We start from the raw sequence: 15,657 nt of genomic DNA on the forward strand, positions 1-15,657 counted from the left end.
GGATAATCCTCATTCGAAACAGACTGAGTAAAAGTATAGGGCAGCGGAGATTTAGAGAGTCAAGCCAGCCCCCTCACGCGGTATTTATTGACCACTCTTTGTGTCATTTTTTTGGCGCAGGACGGATACCCCCAAACGACGCAGAACCGCCCGGATTTCCTCGTCTTCCACCTCCGCCAGTTCACCATCCAGCCGGGCCATGGCCTCTTTCGACGGCGGGGCGGGTCTTTGCGCGGTCTTGCCCCATAAATCGGTCTTTTTGCGAATCGGGGCCTGATGCAGGCGAACATCGGCCACCGCCCCATAACCAAAATGGGTATTGATCCGTTCAATCAGGATCGGCGTCATATGCTGTAACTGTACGGCCAGCGGGCCGGTGACACGAATATGCAATGTGCCTCCCATACGCTGTCCCTTCGGAAAGGAAAGCCGCACAGGCTGGGAGCAGGCGGCCAGGTCCTTGCCGACAATGGTATCCCAGTCGGTAATCACGGAGACATGGTCAAAGCCATGACGCCCCAATGCCCGGCGGGTCAGCTTCGGGATCATGGTCCCGATCAGGCGGGTATACCCGCGGCGTGCGGGTTTTGACTTGTCCTGATTCTGCTTGTCGGATGGGGAGCCCATTCAATTCCGCCCTTTAAGGTTTCGCCCTGACCGTATAGACAGTCCAGTATGACACAGAAAGCAAGAAATGAGGACAGCATCGCAGGCCCTGTCGCGGAACGCCTGCTGGACTGGTACGACCGCCACCGCCGGGTTATGCCCTGGCGGGCGAAAGCAGGCGAAACGCCTGACCCTTACCATGTCTGGCTCAGCGAAATCATGCTGCAGCAGACAACAGTCGCAACCGTCAAAAGCTATTTCCTGAAATTCCTGGAGCTTTGGCCCACGGTCGAGGATTTGGCCGCCGCACCGCAGGACGATGTGCTCACTGCCTGGGCGGGATTGGGTTATTATGCCCGCGCACGCAATCTGCATAAATGCGCGCAGCTGGTCGCAAATGATCTGGCCGGTCGTTTTCCGAATACCGAAAAGGACCTGCTGAATTTACCCGGCGTGGGGCGTTACACCGCCGCCGCCATTTCGTCCATCGCCTTCGATACACGCTCTGTGGTCGTAGACGGCAATGTGGAACGCGTGATGGCGCGGTTGTTCGATTCCCATGCGGAACTGCCCAAGGAAAAAGGCGAATTCTATCGCCTGGCAGGGCTTTGCACGCCCGACCTGCGGCCCGGCGATTATGCCCAGGCTGTTATGGACTTGGGCGCGACCATCTGCACGCCAAAGAACCCGAAATGCACGCTTTGCCCGCTGGTGGACCTGTGCCAGGGCAAGCCCCATGCGGAAAGCCTGCCGCGCAAGGCGCCTAAAAAGACCAAACCGGTCCGGCGCGGTTATGCCTTCTGGCTGGAACGCCGGGACGGCACGATTCTGTTGTGCAAGCGCCCGGACAAGGGATTGCTGGGCGGCATGGTCGGCTTCCCCGGCAGCGAATGGACCGAAGACAGCCTGCCCCCGGCCCCCAATACGGTTCCGATCCCGGTCACAAATCTGACCGAAATCAGCGGTATGGTCCGCCACACTTTCACCCATTTTCATCTGGAACTATCGCTGTTCAAGGGCGATGTGGTTCAGGACCGCTATGAGCATCTGCCGGAAAAACACTTCTGGGCACGCCCGGAGGAATTCGGCGACCATGCCCTGCCGACCGTCATGCGCAAGGCCGCGGATCTTGCCATCGACGCACTAAAAGGCGAAGAATAGGAAAAATTGGCATAAGCCATTACCACAGAAGATCGAGGGTCACGTGGAGAAGTTGCAGAAATTCTGGGATATCGTGGTTCATGTCTGGCAGGAAGGCTATATGGGGATCGACTTCGGTCGAATCTTCACGGCAATTGCCATTTTCCTGTTGTTCCTGGTATTCCGCCGCGTCTTTTCCCGCGTCGTTCTGAGATATATCTCCCGCCTGTCACGAAGAACCAAGACCGAGGCGGATGACCGGCTGCTACGGGCCGTCAAAAACCCCGTCCGTTTCATCCCGGTCCTTCTGGGCCTGTTCTTCGCAGAGGAATATCTGAACCTGACGGGAGACATGCAGGCCTTTGCGGATAACGTTGTGCGCTCTCTGGTGATCTTTGTTCTCTTCTGGACCATCTTCCGCGCCGCCGATCAGTTTTCCTACATGCTGTTCCGGCTGGACAAGGTGTTACAGAATTCCGCCCTGGTGGGATGGATCGGCAAGACCGTCAAGATCATCGTCGCGGTATTGGGCGTCGCCACCATTCTGGAACTTTGGGGCATTTCGGTCGCCAGCCTGATCGCCGGTCTCGGCCTGTTTGGCGTGGCCGTGGCACTTGGCGCGCAGGATATGTTCAAGAACCTGATTGCAGGTATTCTGATTATCGCCGAACGGCGCTTCAACGTGGGCGACTGGGTCAAGGTCGACGGCGTGGTCGAGGGCACGGTAGAGAATATCGGTTTCCGGTCCACCTTCATCCGTCAGTTCGACAAGGCCCCGGTCTATGTTCCCAATACCAAACTGGCCGACAATGCCGTCACCAATTTCAGCGCCATGACCCATCGGCGCATCTATTGGAAAATCGGCGTCGAATACGACTCCTCCGTCGATCAGCTACGCCAGGTCCGCGACGGCATCGAAAAGCTGATCATCGGCAATCCCGACTTTGCCCAGCCGGAGGAAGTATCCACCTTCGTGCGGATCGACAGCTTCAATGCCTCCTCGATTGATATCCTGCTCTATTGCTTCACCCGCACGACCAACTGGGGTGAGTGGCTGTCCATCAAGGAAAAGCTGGCGTTGGACATCAAAGATGTTGTCGAAGGCGCGGGCACGCATTTCGCATTCCCCAGCCAGTCCATCTACGTTCACAGCCTGCCCGGCCATATGGACGGACCGGAGGTTTTCAACCCGCCGCAGGAGCAAAAAAGCACCGGCTGAAAAGCCGCTCGCGGAGAAATCGCTTAAGACCCGCGCGAATTATATGTATGCTATTCAATCGGACTTGGTTGTAATCACTGGATACATATTCGCCCATGTCAGATTGCGATGACAGCGCCCCCTCCGCCCTTCTGGCATTGGCCGCGTTGCATACAAGGCATGCCGTACTGATCACCAGCGCGGACGATCGCATTCAATGGGTCAATCAGGGTTTCACCGATCTGACCGGCTGGAAACTTTCTGAAATCGTTGGAAAAACACCCGGAAGCCTGTTGAACGGGCCCGAGACCTCTCCGGAGGTGGTCCAACAGTTCAAGAATGGCGTGGAAAGAGGCGAGCGTATTTCCACGACGTCGCTTTGTTATGGTAAGGATGGTCAATCCTTCTGGCTGAAGGTCGAGAAAGAGCCGGTCTACAGCGAACAGGGTCGCCTGGAATATTTCATCTCTATCGAAACCGACGTCACCCGCTATGTTCAGCAGGAAGTGATGCTGGACAAAAGCGAACGCAGGCTGCGAGACGCCATCGAAGCTCTTGGCGACGGCTTCGCCTATTACGATGCCGAAGACCGGTTGGTGATCTGCAACGAGCGTTACAAGGAAATCTATTCGCTGTCGGCCTCGCATATCTATGAAGGCGTCAAATTCGAAGACCTCCTGCGGGTCGGCCTGGATAGGGGCCAGTATCTGGATGGACTGGACGATCCGGAAGCGTGGTTACAGGAACGACTGGCCGCCCACCGCAACGCCACAGGCGAGACTACGGAGCAGTTGCTGGACGATGGAACCTGGCTGCATATCAAGGAAAGCCATACGCGCGACGGCGGCGTTGTAGGCATCCGCCGGGACGTAACGGACCTGAAAGAGGCCCAGCTTGCCGCCGAACAGGCCCAGGCCCGCGCCGAGGCCGCCAACAAGGCGAAATCAACATTCCTGGCAACCATGAGCCACGAGTTGAGGACACCGATGTCGAGTATTCTCGGGCTGATCGAGTTGTTGCAATTCACCGATCTGGACGAGACGCAGCGGAAACATATCGACGACATCAAGACCACATCGGAAAGCCTCCTGGTCCTGTTGAATGACATTCTGGACCTGTCGAAAATCGAAGCCGGACATGTAGGGTTGGAAAATCAGGCGTTCAGCCCGGTCGAACTGGCACATCGCATTCAGTCCCTGTTTCTGCCCAATGCCCAGTCCAAGGGCCTGCGCCTCTATCTGGATATCGACGATAATATCCCCGACCTGGTCCGCGGCGACCCCGCGCGCCTGCGCCAAATTCTGACAAATCTGGTGGGCAATGCGCTGAAGTTCACGCTCGAAGGCTCTGTCTCCATCTGCCTTCGCCGTCAGGAGCGGTTTCTGATTTACGAGGTGCAGGACAGTGGTATCGGCATCGCTGCGGATCGTCTCCCCGATATCTTCGACCCGTTCGTGCAGGGCGATTCTTCCGTCTCCCGCCTTTATGGCGGGACAGGGCTGGGACTTGCCATCTGCAAGCGTCTCGCGGATGCCATGGGGGGAACGATCTGCGTGGATTCCACCCCTGGCATCGGCAGTAGTTTTCGCATTGAAATCCCCTTCTCGCCGGAAAAGCCGGAAACAGCGGTCAAACCGGCGATTGAACAGAAGCCCCCTCCCCGGACGACGTCAATCAAATCACCGTTGCGTTTCCTGGTCGCCGAAGACGTTGCCCTGAACCGGGCCATCGTGGTGAGTATCCTGGAACGGCACGGCCATATTGCCGAAACCGTGGAAAACGGCCGGGAGGCCGTCGACAAGCTTCGCAACGGCAAATTCGATCTGGTCCTGATGGATATCCGGATGCCGGTCATGGACGGGCTTACCGCAACGCGCCTGATCCGGTCGGAAGAAAAGAACGGAGCACATATCCCCGTCATTGCCATAACAGCAGACGTTCTGGACGTTCAACGGGACGAAATCCTGGCTGCCGGGATTGATGCCGTCATCACCAAACCCATCGACTGGGAAAAGCTGCACAACACGATCAGCGGGCTTTTGATCTGACCGGTCCAAAAGACCATTACCGGCTTCGGAAAGTCTCCACTTTCGCCCGGTTGCCGCAGGTTTTCATATTGCACCAGCGCCGTCCCCGGCCCCGGCCATGGTCCAGAAATAGCCAGCTACAACGCCCGCATTCGCGAAGCCGCTTCAGCTCATCGGAACGCAACAATGCCTCAAAGGCCAGCACCAGCCTATCCACGACCACTGTCGAAGACGCGCCGGAAGCCTCCCATGAGAAAGCCTCCCCACGATGAACAAAAGCCGCCCGGGACAAGGCATCGCGAACTTTTTTCATCAGCAGTTTCTCGGCCTCATCAGGCACCTCATGCCCATGTGCCAGGGCGCTTAGAACGGCAAAGCCCGCCTCTCTCAACTCATGGATTTCCATCAGAAGCAGATCGGAATCCACCGTAGTCGGGGATGTATCGAAAAGGCCGGACGCCAACGCCCACGACTGAAAATCCTGCCAGTCCGTCAGCCGGGTCCGGTCCCGTGACTTGTCCTGGCCATCGACCGTATTCACGAAATCCAGGGCCGGATGCCCTCCGACAAAGTCGTCTTCAATCCATTCCCGCATAAGCACCGTAACCTCTTTTTTCGATTTAACGGTTGAAACCCGTCATATTGTGTCGTAACTATTAAATTAATCTTATAGGTTACGCCAAAGAAAAAGTCCATGTTGGAATTGCCTGAACGCTTTATTCACGAGGGAAAGCCTGTTGCCTGGGGGCGGATAGGCGACGGACAACCGCTGGTCCTGGTCCACGGCACTCCTTTTTCCGCGCAGGTCTGGCGCAGGATTGCGCCACTGCTGGCAAAAAAATGGACGGTCTATTATTTCGATCTGATGGGATATGGCCTGTCGGATATGACGGCAGGCGAGGATGTCTCCCTGGGCGTGCAGAACGGATTACTCGCCGCCCTGCTGGCGGAATGGGGTCTCTCCCGCCCATCGGTCCTGGCCCATGATTTCGGCGGGGCAACGGTGCTGCGCGGCTATTACCTGAATGACTTGCGTTACGAAGCACTGACCCTGATTGATCCGGTGGCAGTCGCCCCCTGGGGCTCCCCCTTTGTACAGCATGTGCGACAGCATGAAGCCGCCTTTGCCGGCATGCCCGGCTATATGCATGACGCCTTGCTACGCGCCTATCTACAGACGGCCGCCTGTCGACCGCTCGGCGAAGAGGCGTTTTCCGCCTATATGTCGCCCTGGCAGGGGAAGGTTGGCCAAGCTGCATTTTACCGCCAGATCGCCCAGATGGATCAGGCCTATACCGACGCAGTCGAACCGCTCTACGGCCCGATGGACTGCGCGGTCCGGCTGCTTTGGGGCAAGAGGGATGACTGGATTCCCCTGCCCCAGGGCAAAAAGCTGGCTGAAAAACTCACCGGTGGGAAGCCGACCGTGATCCCCGATGCGGGACATCTGGTGCAGGAGGACGCCCCGGAAGCTATTGTGGCGGCGATGCTGGCCTAGGCCGTAAACTCATAAACAGGATTCCCCTTTCGGTCTTGATGTGATTCATGTCTCTTGTTGCCGAACGAGGGAGTTTTCATGAGCCGCCGCCGCTACGAACTGACAGATTTCGAATGGTCGATTATCGCACCTTTGCTGCCGAACAAGCCGCGCGGGGTACCACGTGTCGATGACCGGCGGGTGCTGAACGGCATTCTGTGGCGGTTCCGGGCAGGCACGCCTTGGGCGGAGATACCGGAGCGTTACGGCCCCCATACGACCTGCTACAATCGCTTCGTCCGCTGGCGCAAGGCCGGGGTATGGGATCGGCTTTTGGAGGCAATCTCAGCGGCTTACGACAGCGACATCGTCATGATCGACAGTAGTTGCGTCCGGGTCCATCAGCATGGTGCGACCGGTAAAAAGGGGGATCTGACGATGGCTGCATGGGCCGTTCCCGGGGTGGACTGACGACCAAGATCCATGCCCTTGTCGACGCTGAAGGTCGGCCGGTGAAACTGGCCCTCACGCCGGGGCAAGCTCATGACGGCCGATCAGCGGAGGGCCTGCTCAAAGACTTGAAGGAGGGGGCCATCCTGCTGGCCGACCGGGCCTATGACAGTGACGCCATCCGCGCCCTTGCCGACGCGCGCAAGGCCTGGGCCAATATTCCGCCAAAACGGAACCGCAAAAAGACCTTCGCCTTCTCAAGCTGGGTCTATCGCCAGCGCAACCTCGTCGAGCGCTTCTTCAACAAGCTCAAGCAATTCCGGGGCATCGCCACGCGATACGACCGTAACCCAGAGAATTTCCTGGCTGCCGTCAAGCTCGCTTCATGCCGCATCTGGATCAGAAGTTATGAGTCTGCGGCCTAATAGGCGGAACCGCTTTCCGATGTCAGATTGTGGCGTTCTTCCCCCTGCAATGGCGGGTTGAAGACACTGACCAGGATCAGGTCGCTGTCTTTACCGCCACGCAGGTAATGGCGGTCATGATTGTCTAGGACATAGACGTCGCCCTCGCGGATCGGATGGATCGTGCCGTCCATCTCCTCCACTTCGCCTTCCCCGGCGATGCAATAGCAGGCCTCCAGATGATTGCGATATTCCAACAGGGATTGCGTTCCGGCGCGGACCACCGTGTGGCAGATGGTAAAGCCCATATCGTCCGCCAGCGTCAGGAGACGATGACTGGTGCCATTGCCCCATTCAACAAAATGATCGGTCTTTTCAACATCCGACAGGCTGCGCACAAACATGATCGTCTCCCTTATGCCATTGCCCCATTCAACGTGATGCGCTGATTGCCCAATGCTCGCCCGGTTATTGATGTGCATAACTGGCTTCTTTGCATAATCAGCCTACAGGGTGTAAATATTTCTATAGGAACCTTGCCTTCAAATGATGATTTTAAACATCAGAAGTTAGAAATTTTAACAGATGGACTTACCGCCGCTGAATGCACTGAAAGGCTTTGAGGCCGCCGCACGGACGGGAAGTTTTTCCCAGGCGGGAGACGAGCTTTGCGTGACTCACGCCGCCATCAGTCACCAGATCAAACAGTTGGAGGAATGGTTCGGCCGCCCGTTATTCCTGCGCACAGGGCGCGGCGTGGAACTGACCCCTTTGGGGCAGGCCCTGGGCGAAGCAGTCAGCGCGGCGCTCGGCGATCTGTCGCAAGCCTGCCGAAAACTGCGCGCGGAAACGGAACGGGCATCGGTTTCCGTCGGCTGTATCCCCTCCATCGCGTCGCGTTGGCTGGTGCCTAACCTTCAGGCTTTCAGCACCGCCTTCCCCGATATCGATATCCAGGTTTCCTATGCCCATTCGGGCGATCCCAGGCTGCTGAACCGTTACGACGTGGTGATTACCCATGGCGCACAGGCCACCCGCGATGCGATCCGTCACAGACTATTTTCCCGGTTGAGCAAGCCGGTCTGCAGCCCGGGCTATCTGGACAGACACGGCCCCTTTCCAACTGCCGAAAGCATCCTCGCGGCCGACCTTCTGCATGACGAAGGCACCGCCGCCTGGGAGGAATGGGGCGAGAAGGCCGGTGCAGCCTCAACCGGTTTCCGCAAGGGCCCGGTCTTTCAGGATTTCAACCTGCTGGTCACTGCCGCCATCGCCGGTCATGGCATCGCGCTTTGTCCCGTGGAAGTTTTTCAGGCGGAGCTTGAGCGCGGAGATCTGGTCATCCTGAGCGAGACCGCCATCCAGGAGAATGACAACTATTTCGCGGTGACCACCCCGACTTTATCACCTGCAGCGAAGCAATTCCTGGAATGGTTCACCGCCCTAACGACAGGCCGTTAAACGTCCCTCGCCCCAAAGTTTTACAGCACCTAACCGCCTTCCCGGCCAAAAGAATCCTGCCGACTCTCGAACAGATCCGCCAGGGCGGCGGAAACCTGACGAATATGCGGCAGATGGCGGTCATCGTCATGGCTCACAAGCCATTGCGTATGGCACAACTCGTCAATCGTTGGAGAGCATCGCCGAAGCCGAGCATCCGCGTCACCTATAAAGCAAGGTAGTATGCAAAGCCCCTCACCGGCCCCGACAGCCTCCAGAATCGTCTGGGCCGTACCACAGACCAACTTTGCCGCCTGCCCCGCCAATTGCAATTGCAACCACGCTGTTGATGCCCCGGTTTTTGTTGCGGAGACAACCCAGTCACAGGCCATGTAACGAGCCTCGGTTAACGCATCAGGGTGAGACTCAACGTAATCCGTCGCGCCATAAATAGCGAAATGAACCGGCCCAATGCGTTTTCGGGCCAGCCCCTGCTGTTCCGGCTTTTGATTGCGGATGGCAATATCCGCTTCCCGGCGCGAGAGATTAAGAAAGTCTGCCCCGGTCAACAGCTCAATCCGCAGCCCGATCCGCCCCTCACAAATCTCGGACAGGTTACGGGCTATAAACACACTGGTCCAAATCCCCGCAGTTATGCGAACCACAGGTCTTGGATCAAGATTTTCCTGCCAATTGGATATAAGTTGGGCCTGCATGGTCATGCCACGGACATATTCAAACAATTCCCGCCCAGCCGAGGTCAATTTGTAGCCCGAATGCCGACGATCAAATAGCGCCGCACCAATGGTCCGTTCCAACGCAGCCATGCGTCGGCTCAAGGTTGGCGCGCTGGCGCCCGTAGCCCCCACCGCGCCGGACAAACCACCATTTTCAGCAACAGCAAAGAAAAGCCGTAAATCCTCCCAACCCATCTTTTCATTATTGAAAGTCATTTTTCAAATTCAGCTATTCCATTTCACATCACTTCGGGAAAATATCTCTGAATTCATAGAATATACAATGAAATATCAGATGTAGATATCTCATCAATTATGAAAGGGAACTGTATACATGACCGCAAGGAACAAAGGAACACACTCCCAATTCCTCAAGGTAGTATTCGACGTCCTGCCCTCGTCCCGCGAGGCATTCATCGGTTTATTGGAAAGTGTTCAGGCCGACCTCCCCACGGTACCGGGCTGCCTGGGGGTTAGAATATTCGCCCATGACGATACCCCGAATCGTTTCACGTTGATTGAGGAATGGGACGACCGGGACCTCCACCAGACGCATATCAATGGCATGGTTAAATCCGGCGCTTGGACAAAAATAGAGGCCATGTTGAGCCAGCCACCTGAAAGCCAGTATTTAACCCCGTTTGAGGCAGTGTAACGGCACCTCGCCGTCAAACCGGCTTTGCCACCATCAGGTAGAAGATAGATATCAGGGCGATGAAGGCGGGCCAGCCCAGCGCGAACCAGATACGCATATATTTGTGGTAAAGCGGCGGCAGGGCGCTGCCGCTTTCCGCAGCCTCGACCGCCAGGTCGCGCGCCCTGATCTGCAACCACACCACTGGCAGCCAGCAGACAAGCGCGATGAAATAAAGCGCGTAAGCCCAATGCAGCCAGGGCTCTTTCCAGTCATAGCCCGCGATATAGATCAGATAGGCGCCGCTCAGGGGCTGCAGGATAGCCGACGGCGTTGTGAACCACCAATCCGCCCGCACCACATTGCGCGCCACCACAGCAATCGCCCGAACATCACCGCTCAAATGGGTCAGCCACATATGCAGGGCCGTGCCGATGCCGGTGCCGAACAACACGGTTGAACTCAGGATATGCACCCATTTGGCAACGAGATAGGCATCCATCAGCGTTCATCCTCCAGCACCATCCAGACCAGGACCAGCGCCAGGATCGGGATGTTTTTCAACAAGGGTCCCAAGGGTTCCGCCCATAGGTCGGGGCTGAGGGAGGTCAGGCCAATGGTATAGCCGCCGACCAGCACCAACTGCACCAGGCCAGTCAGCTTGGGCCGGAAATGCAACAGGATCGCTGCGGCCAGGATCAGATCGAAAATGCCGAAACCTCTCGCCGCCCAGGCCGCCCCTGCCTCTGTCAGGCCCAGACCATTTAATAGGGGCGCGAAATCGCTGACCGGCGCCATCAGTCCCAACAGGCCGGAGCAGGCCCAGAGGACAATCAAAGACAGCCAGACCAATGGCCGCAACAGGGTGAACCGCGCATGCCAGCGGTCCTGCACCTGCGCCGGGCTGGCGGAAAGCGCATCGGCGAAACGGCGCGGCTGCAGGCCGGTCGCCTCTTGATAGGCCTGCGGGTCCGCCGCATTGCCGAAATCTAGCTGCTTGAGCGATGTGGTCGTCAGCGCACCGGTCCCGATCCGGTCACCGACTTTCGCCAGCAGCCCGACCAGACGGCGTGGTACAGAGAAAAACGGGACCGGCGCAAAACCCAGCCATTGGCGCATATGGCCCAGAATATCCCGCATGGTCATGGTTTCGGGTCCGCAGGGTTCCAAAACCTGACGGGCATAACCCGGTTCCGCCACCGCCGCCGCCACACAGTCGCAAAGGTCGTCTACATGGATCGGGGTGAAAACCTGATCACCTTTCCCGATCAACGGCACCAGAAAAGGACAGACGGCCAGCGCCCGCATCAGCGACGTTCCACCATACGATCCGCTGCCATAGACTAAAGACGGACGCAGAACGACCCAGTCCATCTCGGTTGCCGTGAGATAGTCATCGGCGGCGAGCTTACTGCGCGCGTAATCCGTGTCAGCGCCGATACTAACCGCTGAAATCTGCACCACCCGGCGGATGCCCAACCGCTTACAGGCTTTGAAAAGAGCGATGGGGCTGTCCCGGTGGATGGCCCAAAGCGACTGCCCGTGACGATCTTGTAAGACACCTGCGCAGTTGATCACCGCATCGACACCCGCCAGTCGCGGGGCCCAGGCCTCTTCCCCCGTGTCGAGGTTCATATCCCCCTGAACCACCGTGATATCCGGAAAGCGTTGTTGCATGGATTCCGGCCTGCGCACGACGGCTGTAATCTCATGACCGTCCTTCAAAAGCCGCGCCACCAAAGACGCTCCAATGAACCCATTGGCGCCGGTGACAAGTATTCGTGCGCCCATTTCTTTCCCTCCTCAAAGTAAAATACGGCAGTATTCACCGCCGCATTTTATTACTCTGGCTTAGCCGAAGTTGTCGCGCCTTCTAGTTGGCCCGTGGCCCCATATCTTCGCGGATTTTCTGGCGCAGCACGTCGATGGGGACCTTTTTGCGGTCGCCGGAAATCTGCCAATAGGTCCAGCCGTTGCAGCTGGGCGCGCCCTGAACCGCAGCGCCGACCTTATGGATCGAACCCTTGTGGTTGGAGGCGGCGATGGTGCCGTCGGCACGGACCTTGGCAATATGCTGACGGCAGGGGCTGACCAGCTTGTCGCCGGGATGCAGCAGCCCTTCTTCCAGCAGACGCCCGAAGGGCACGCGCGGCTCCTTGCGTTTGGAGGTGGTCACCTCCAGCGCTTCGGCGTCACCTGCTTCAGGGATTTCACGCAGGCGTTTCTGCGAGACCTTGTAATAGGCCTCTTCGCGCTCCAGACCGATGAATTTGCGGCCCAGACGCTTGGCAACAGCCGCCGTCGTGCCCGTACCGGAGAACGGGTCCAGCACCACGTCACCCGGCTCGGTGGAGGAAAGGATCACCCGGTGCAGCAGGCTTTCCGGTTTTTGCGTCGGATGGGCCTTCTTGCCATCGTCATCCTTGAGGCGCTCATGGCCCGTGCAGATCGGCAGGGTCCAGTCGCTGCGCATCTGAAGGTCGTCATTCAGGGCCTTCATCGCCTCGTAATTGAACTTGTATTTTGCCTTCTCGGATTTGGATGCCCAGATCATGGTTTCATGGGCATTGGTGAAACGGCGGCCCTTGAAATTCGGCATCGGGTTGGTCTTCACCCAGACCACATCATTCAGCACCCAGAAGCCCAGATTCTGCAGCGTACAGCCCACACGGAAAATATTGTGATAGCTGCCGATCACCCAGATCGTGCCATTGGGCTTCAACAGGCGCCTGGCAGCATCCATCCAGTCCTTGGTGAACTGGTCATAGGCCGCGAAACTGTCAAACTTGTCCCAGTCGTCATCAACCGCATCGACCTTACTGTTATTCGGGCGATGCAGGTCGCCTTTCAACTGAAGGTTATAGGGCGGATCCGCGAAAATCATATCGACGGATTCGGCGGGCATGTTCCGCATCATTTCTATGCAGTCGCCCAGTAAAATTTGATTCGCTGGAAGTTGTTTCATGATTCTTCTTATTAATGCTTTGCCAGAGTTAACAAAAAGAATCATGAGTCAGGCTGGATTCGCCGTCAATGACTTAAAAAACACCTACTATATGTAGAGTCTACTTACCCAATATTTTCGCAAGATGTTGAACCACAGGATAACTGGGTGGATTTACTCACCCTTTATCCCGCTGTTTCCACAGCCGCCTGTGGATAACTTTTCAGAGATCAGTCACGACGTGCTCGATCCTCGATCTCACTTCTATTATTGAGCACGGTATCCACCAGCCCCCAATCGCGTGCCTCCTCCGCATTCATGAAGAAATCCCGGTCAAGCGTCTGCTCCACTTCTTCATAGCTACGGCCGCAATGATGGGCATAGAGAGACTGGATGCGTTTCTTCAGTCGCAGCATGTCTTCCGCATGCCGCTCGATATCGGATGCCTGCCCGCGGAAGCCGCCGGAAGGCTGGTGGACGACAATGCTGGCATTGGGCAGGGCAAAACGCTGTCCCGGTTCCCCCGCCATCAGAATGAAGGACCCCATGGAACAGGCCGTGCCCATACACAGCGTCGAAACCGGACATTTGATCAACTGCATCGTATCGTAGATCGCCATGCCCGCCGTCACCACACCGCCGGGGGAGTTGATGTAAAGTGCAATTGGCTTTTTCGGGCTTTCTGCCTCAAGGAACAGCAATTGCGCACAGATCAGCGCCGCCATGCCGTCTTCCACCTGACCGTTAAGAAAGATGATCCGCTCCCGCAACAGCCGGGAATAGATATCGAAGGACCGCTCCCCACGGCCAGACTGCTCTACCACCATAGGGACGAGCTGCATCATGTCGCGCATCGGCAACCTCCTGAAACTTGGCATTGAGTGATTAATCCGGGTGGTGATTTATGCTGCCAGCCGCATCACCGGTTCATTACTGTTGGCGGGCATGCCCTGCTGGACCGCCGCTATATCGTGCACCAGCCGAAAACAGGTCCCGCCATCCTGATCCGGTGACAGTTCCACCGTAATGACGCTATCCACGTCATGACCGATTTCGCGCCACTCGAACTGCATACAGCGATAGGGCTCCGCCTCGACCAGGCGGCAGTCGGCCACCTTTTCCTGCAGTTCCTCGTCCCGATAGAAGGCGAAATCCCGCCCCTGATCCAGGCTCAGGTCATTGGGCAACAGCCATGCCGCCAGGAAATCGGAAATGGTCAGCGCCCGCCAGACCTTTTCCGGCGACGCATCCAGCGTCGCCTCGACAATCACAGGCTCCGGCTTTTCTTCCATTGTCATTGATCCATCTCCCCCAATAGCTTTTTCAGGGCGTCCACACGCTGCGGCCAGAAGACGCGATAGCGTTGCAGCCATTCATGCAAAGGCGCCAACCCATCCGCCGCCACGGAATAATAGACGCTGCGGCCCTGCCTCTCTTCCTCGATGAGGCCCGCATTCCTCAGGACGGAGATATGCTGTGACACTGCAGGCTGGGATATCTCGAACCCCTGCCTGATCTCCGATGCGTTCAATTGCTCATCCGCGAGGCGTTCGAAAATCGCACGGCGCGTCGGATCGGCAAGCGCTTTGAAAATCTGTGTTTCATCCATGTCAAATTATAAGCATAGACTTATCTGATAAGTAAACACTTATTTCATTAAAAAATGACGGCCCGAAAGTCGGGCCGCCACCTATCAGTTCAATCAGGTTCGGTTTATCGAGACACCGCCATCCACCAACATCGACGAACCAGTCACAAAACTGGCGTTATCCGATGCCAGGAACAGTGCCGCCCGGGCAATTTCCAGAGGGGTTGCAATGCGCTTCAACGCATGCATTCCCTTGACGAACTCAAGCATCTGCGGATCGGACATGGCAGACCGCCCCATGGGCGTATCGGTGCCACCGGGCAGCAATGCATTGACCCGCAACCCCTGCGGACCGTGCTCTGCAGCCAGGCATTGCGTCAGCCCCACCAGACCCGATTTGGCGGCGGCATAGGCTGCCATGCCGGGCATGCCAACGGTCTTCCCGACAAATGTAGAGGTGAAAATCAACGACCCCGCCCCTGATTGCAGCATTGCCGGAATCTGGTGCTTTGCTGCCATAAAGGCGCTGGTCAGATTGATTTCCACGCAGTCCCGCCAGTCATCCACCGTCATATCGGGCACGGGGCCTATTGCCCCCAACGTCCCGGCGTTATTGAAGGCCACATGCAGACCGCCAAATCGTTCCAACGCGGTATCGACGAGGTCCTGTTGAAAGCCCTCATCACAAACGTCACCGCTGACAACGATCGCCTCACCGCCATCACTGTCGATCACGCCAGCCAATTCATCGAGCGCATGTTTACGCCGCGCGCCGATCACAACCTTTGCGCCTTCCGCCGCAAACAACCTTGCAGCGGCCCAGCCAATCCCCGAACTGGCACCGGCAATGATGGCGACTTTTCCTTCCAATGCAGACATCCTGCTTTCCTCCTGTTTCATATGCCGCCGATCCGGCGGTAAGAAAACAAAAGCAGCATGGAAGGCCGGCGACATTCCGATTCCTGCGGCGTATCCACTTAATTAAAATAAAGTCAAAATACGCAGGAAGCGG

Annotated in this window: 18 protein-coding genes; 7 read left to right on the plus strand and 11 right to left on the minus strand. The window is 57.2% G+C overall.

Features of this window, described 5'->3' with window-relative positions; all coding sequences use genetic code 11:
- Positions 1–84 precede the first annotated feature (84 nt).
- Positions 85–627: a DUF721 domain-containing protein gene (locus tag IF205_RS18660; RefSeq protein ID WP_259780865.1), complete on the minus strand. Its 543-nt coding sequence runs from the start codon at positions 625–627 to the stop codon at positions 85–87.
- A 48-nt stretch (positions 628–675) separates the two neighbouring features.
- On the opposite strand from IF205_RS18660, the gene mutY reads away from it, so the two are divergent.
- The 3 genes from mutY to IF205_RS18675 all read left to right on the plus strand — a co-directional run bounded on the left by mutY (position 676) and on the right by IF205_RS18675 (position 4,992).
- Complete coding sequence (gene mutY, locus IF205_RS18665; protein ID WP_259780866.1) at positions 676–1,767, plus strand: A/G-specific adenine glycosylase; 1,092 nt, start codon at positions 676–678, stop codon at positions 1,765–1,767.
- A gap of 43 nt (positions 1,768–1,810) precedes the next feature.
- Positions 1,811–2,965: a mechanosensitive ion channel family protein gene (locus IF205_RS18670; protein ID WP_259780867.1), complete on the plus strand. Its 1,155-nt coding sequence runs from the start codon at positions 1,811–1,813 to the stop codon at positions 2,963–2,965.
- A 95-nt stretch (positions 2,966–3,060) separates the two neighbouring features.
- Positions 3,061–4,992 (plus strand): ATP-binding protein, encoded by a 1,932-nt coding sequence (locus IF205_RS18675; protein ID WP_259780868.1) that lies wholly within the window; start codon positions 3,061–3,063, stop codon positions 4,990–4,992.
- Between the two features lie 16 nt (positions 4,993–5,008).
- Here IF205_RS18675 and IF205_RS18680 read toward each other — a convergent pair whose 3' ends face one another.
- Entirely contained in the window at positions 5,009–5,566 is a 558-nt protein-coding gene (locus IF205_RS18680) for a CGNR zinc finger domain-containing protein (protein ID WP_259780869.1), read from the minus strand.
- A 99-nt stretch (positions 5,567–5,665) separates the two neighbouring features.
- On the opposite strand from IF205_RS18680, the gene IF205_RS18685 reads away from it, so the two are divergent.
- Positions 5,666–6,469 carry an alpha/beta fold hydrolase gene (locus tag IF205_RS18685; RefSeq protein ID WP_259780870.1) on the plus strand — a complete coding sequence of 268 codons (804 nt, stop codon included), beginning with the start codon at positions 5,666–5,668 and terminating at the stop codon, positions 6,467–6,469.
- A gap of 78 nt (positions 6,470–6,547) precedes the next feature.
- Positions 6,548–7,323 (plus strand): IS5 family transposase gene (locus IF205_RS18690; protein WP_259779310.1). Its coding sequence is split into 2 segments (ribosomal slippage): positions 6,548–6,880 and positions 6,883–7,323, totalling 774 coding nucleotides; the frame shifts between segments, so codons are not numbered across the junction.
- On the opposite strand, the gene IF205_RS18695 is transcribed toward IF205_RS18690, so the two are convergent.
- On the minus strand, positions 7,320–7,706 hold the full coding sequence (locus IF205_RS18695) for an ectoine synthase (protein WP_259780871.1): 387 nt from the start codon (positions 7,704–7,706) through the stop codon (positions 7,320–7,322). The genes IF205_RS18690 and IF205_RS18695 overlap by 4 nt on opposite strands.
- Positions 7,707–7,887: 181 nt before the next feature.
- On the opposite strand from IF205_RS18695, the gene IF205_RS18700 reads away from it, so the two are divergent.
- Positions 7,888–8,763, plus strand: a complete 876-nt coding sequence (locus IF205_RS18700) for a LysR substrate-binding domain-containing protein (protein ID WP_259780872.1) — start codon at positions 7,888–7,890, stop codon at positions 8,761–8,763.
- A gap of 29 nt (positions 8,764–8,792) precedes the next feature.
- Here IF205_RS18700 and IF205_RS18705 read toward each other — a convergent pair whose 3' ends face one another.
- Positions 8,793–9,695 (minus strand): LysR family transcriptional regulator, encoded by a 903-nt coding sequence (locus IF205_RS18705; protein ID WP_259780873.1) that lies wholly within the window; start codon positions 9,693–9,695, stop codon positions 8,793–8,795.
- Between the two features lie 118 nt (positions 9,696–9,813).
- Between IF205_RS18705 and IF205_RS18710 the strand changes: the two genes are divergently transcribed.
- Entirely contained in the window at positions 9,814–10,134 is a 321-nt protein-coding gene (locus IF205_RS18710; RefSeq protein WP_259780874.1) for a putative quinol monooxygenase, read from the plus strand.
- A gap of 13 nt (positions 10,135–10,147) precedes the next feature.
- Here IF205_RS18710 and IF205_RS18715 read toward each other — a convergent pair whose 3' ends face one another.
- The 7 genes from IF205_RS18715 to IF205_RS18745 all read right to left on the minus strand — a co-directional run bounded on the left by IF205_RS18715 (position 10,148) and on the right by IF205_RS18745 (position 15,524).
- A complete protein-coding gene (locus IF205_RS18715) occupies positions 10,148–10,615 on the minus strand; it encodes a DUF2269 family protein (protein WP_259780875.1) in 468 nt (155 codons plus the stop codon).
- Complete coding sequence (locus IF205_RS18720) at positions 10,615–11,904, minus strand: NAD(P)H-binding protein (protein WP_259780876.1); 1,290 nt, start codon at positions 11,902–11,904, stop codon at positions 10,615–10,617. Before IF205_RS18720 ends, IF205_RS18715 begins: the two co-directional genes overlap by 1 nt.
- An 82-nt stretch (positions 11,905–11,986) precedes the next feature.
- Positions 11,987–13,030, minus strand: coding sequence for a site-specific DNA-methyltransferase (locus IF205_RS18725; protein WP_311195709.1), 1,044 nt, complete (start codon positions 13,028–13,030; stop codon positions 11,987–11,989).
- A gap of 257 nt (positions 13,031–13,287) precedes the next feature.
- Complete coding sequence (locus IF205_RS18730; protein ID WP_311195710.1) at positions 13,288–13,911, minus strand: ATP-dependent Clp protease proteolytic subunit; 624 nt, start codon at positions 13,909–13,911, stop codon at positions 13,288–13,290.
- A gap of 48 nt (positions 13,912–13,959) precedes the next feature.
- Positions 13,960–14,355, minus strand: a complete 396-nt coding sequence (locus tag IF205_RS18735) for an SRPBCC family protein (protein ID WP_259780878.1) — start codon at positions 14,353–14,355, stop codon at positions 13,960–13,962.
- Entirely contained in the window at positions 14,352–14,666 is a 315-nt protein-coding gene (locus tag IF205_RS18740) for an ArsR/SmtB family transcription factor (protein ID WP_259780879.1), read from the minus strand. The genes IF205_RS18735 and IF205_RS18740 overlap by 4 nt, the downstream gene beginning before the upstream one ends.
- Before the next feature lie 93 nt (positions 14,667–14,759).
- Positions 14,760–15,524 (minus strand): SDR family oxidoreductase, encoded by a 765-nt coding sequence (locus IF205_RS18745; protein WP_259780880.1) that lies wholly within the window; start codon positions 15,522–15,524, stop codon positions 14,760–14,762.
- Between the last annotated feature and the right edge of the window lie 133 nt (positions 15,525–15,657).

Origin of the sequence: Aestuariispira ectoiniformans (assembly GCF_025136295.1) — a bacterium.
Taxonomy (GTDB): domain Bacteria; phylum Pseudomonadota; class Alphaproteobacteria; order UBA8366; family Aestuariispiraceae; genus Aestuariispira_A; species Aestuariispira_A ectoiniformans.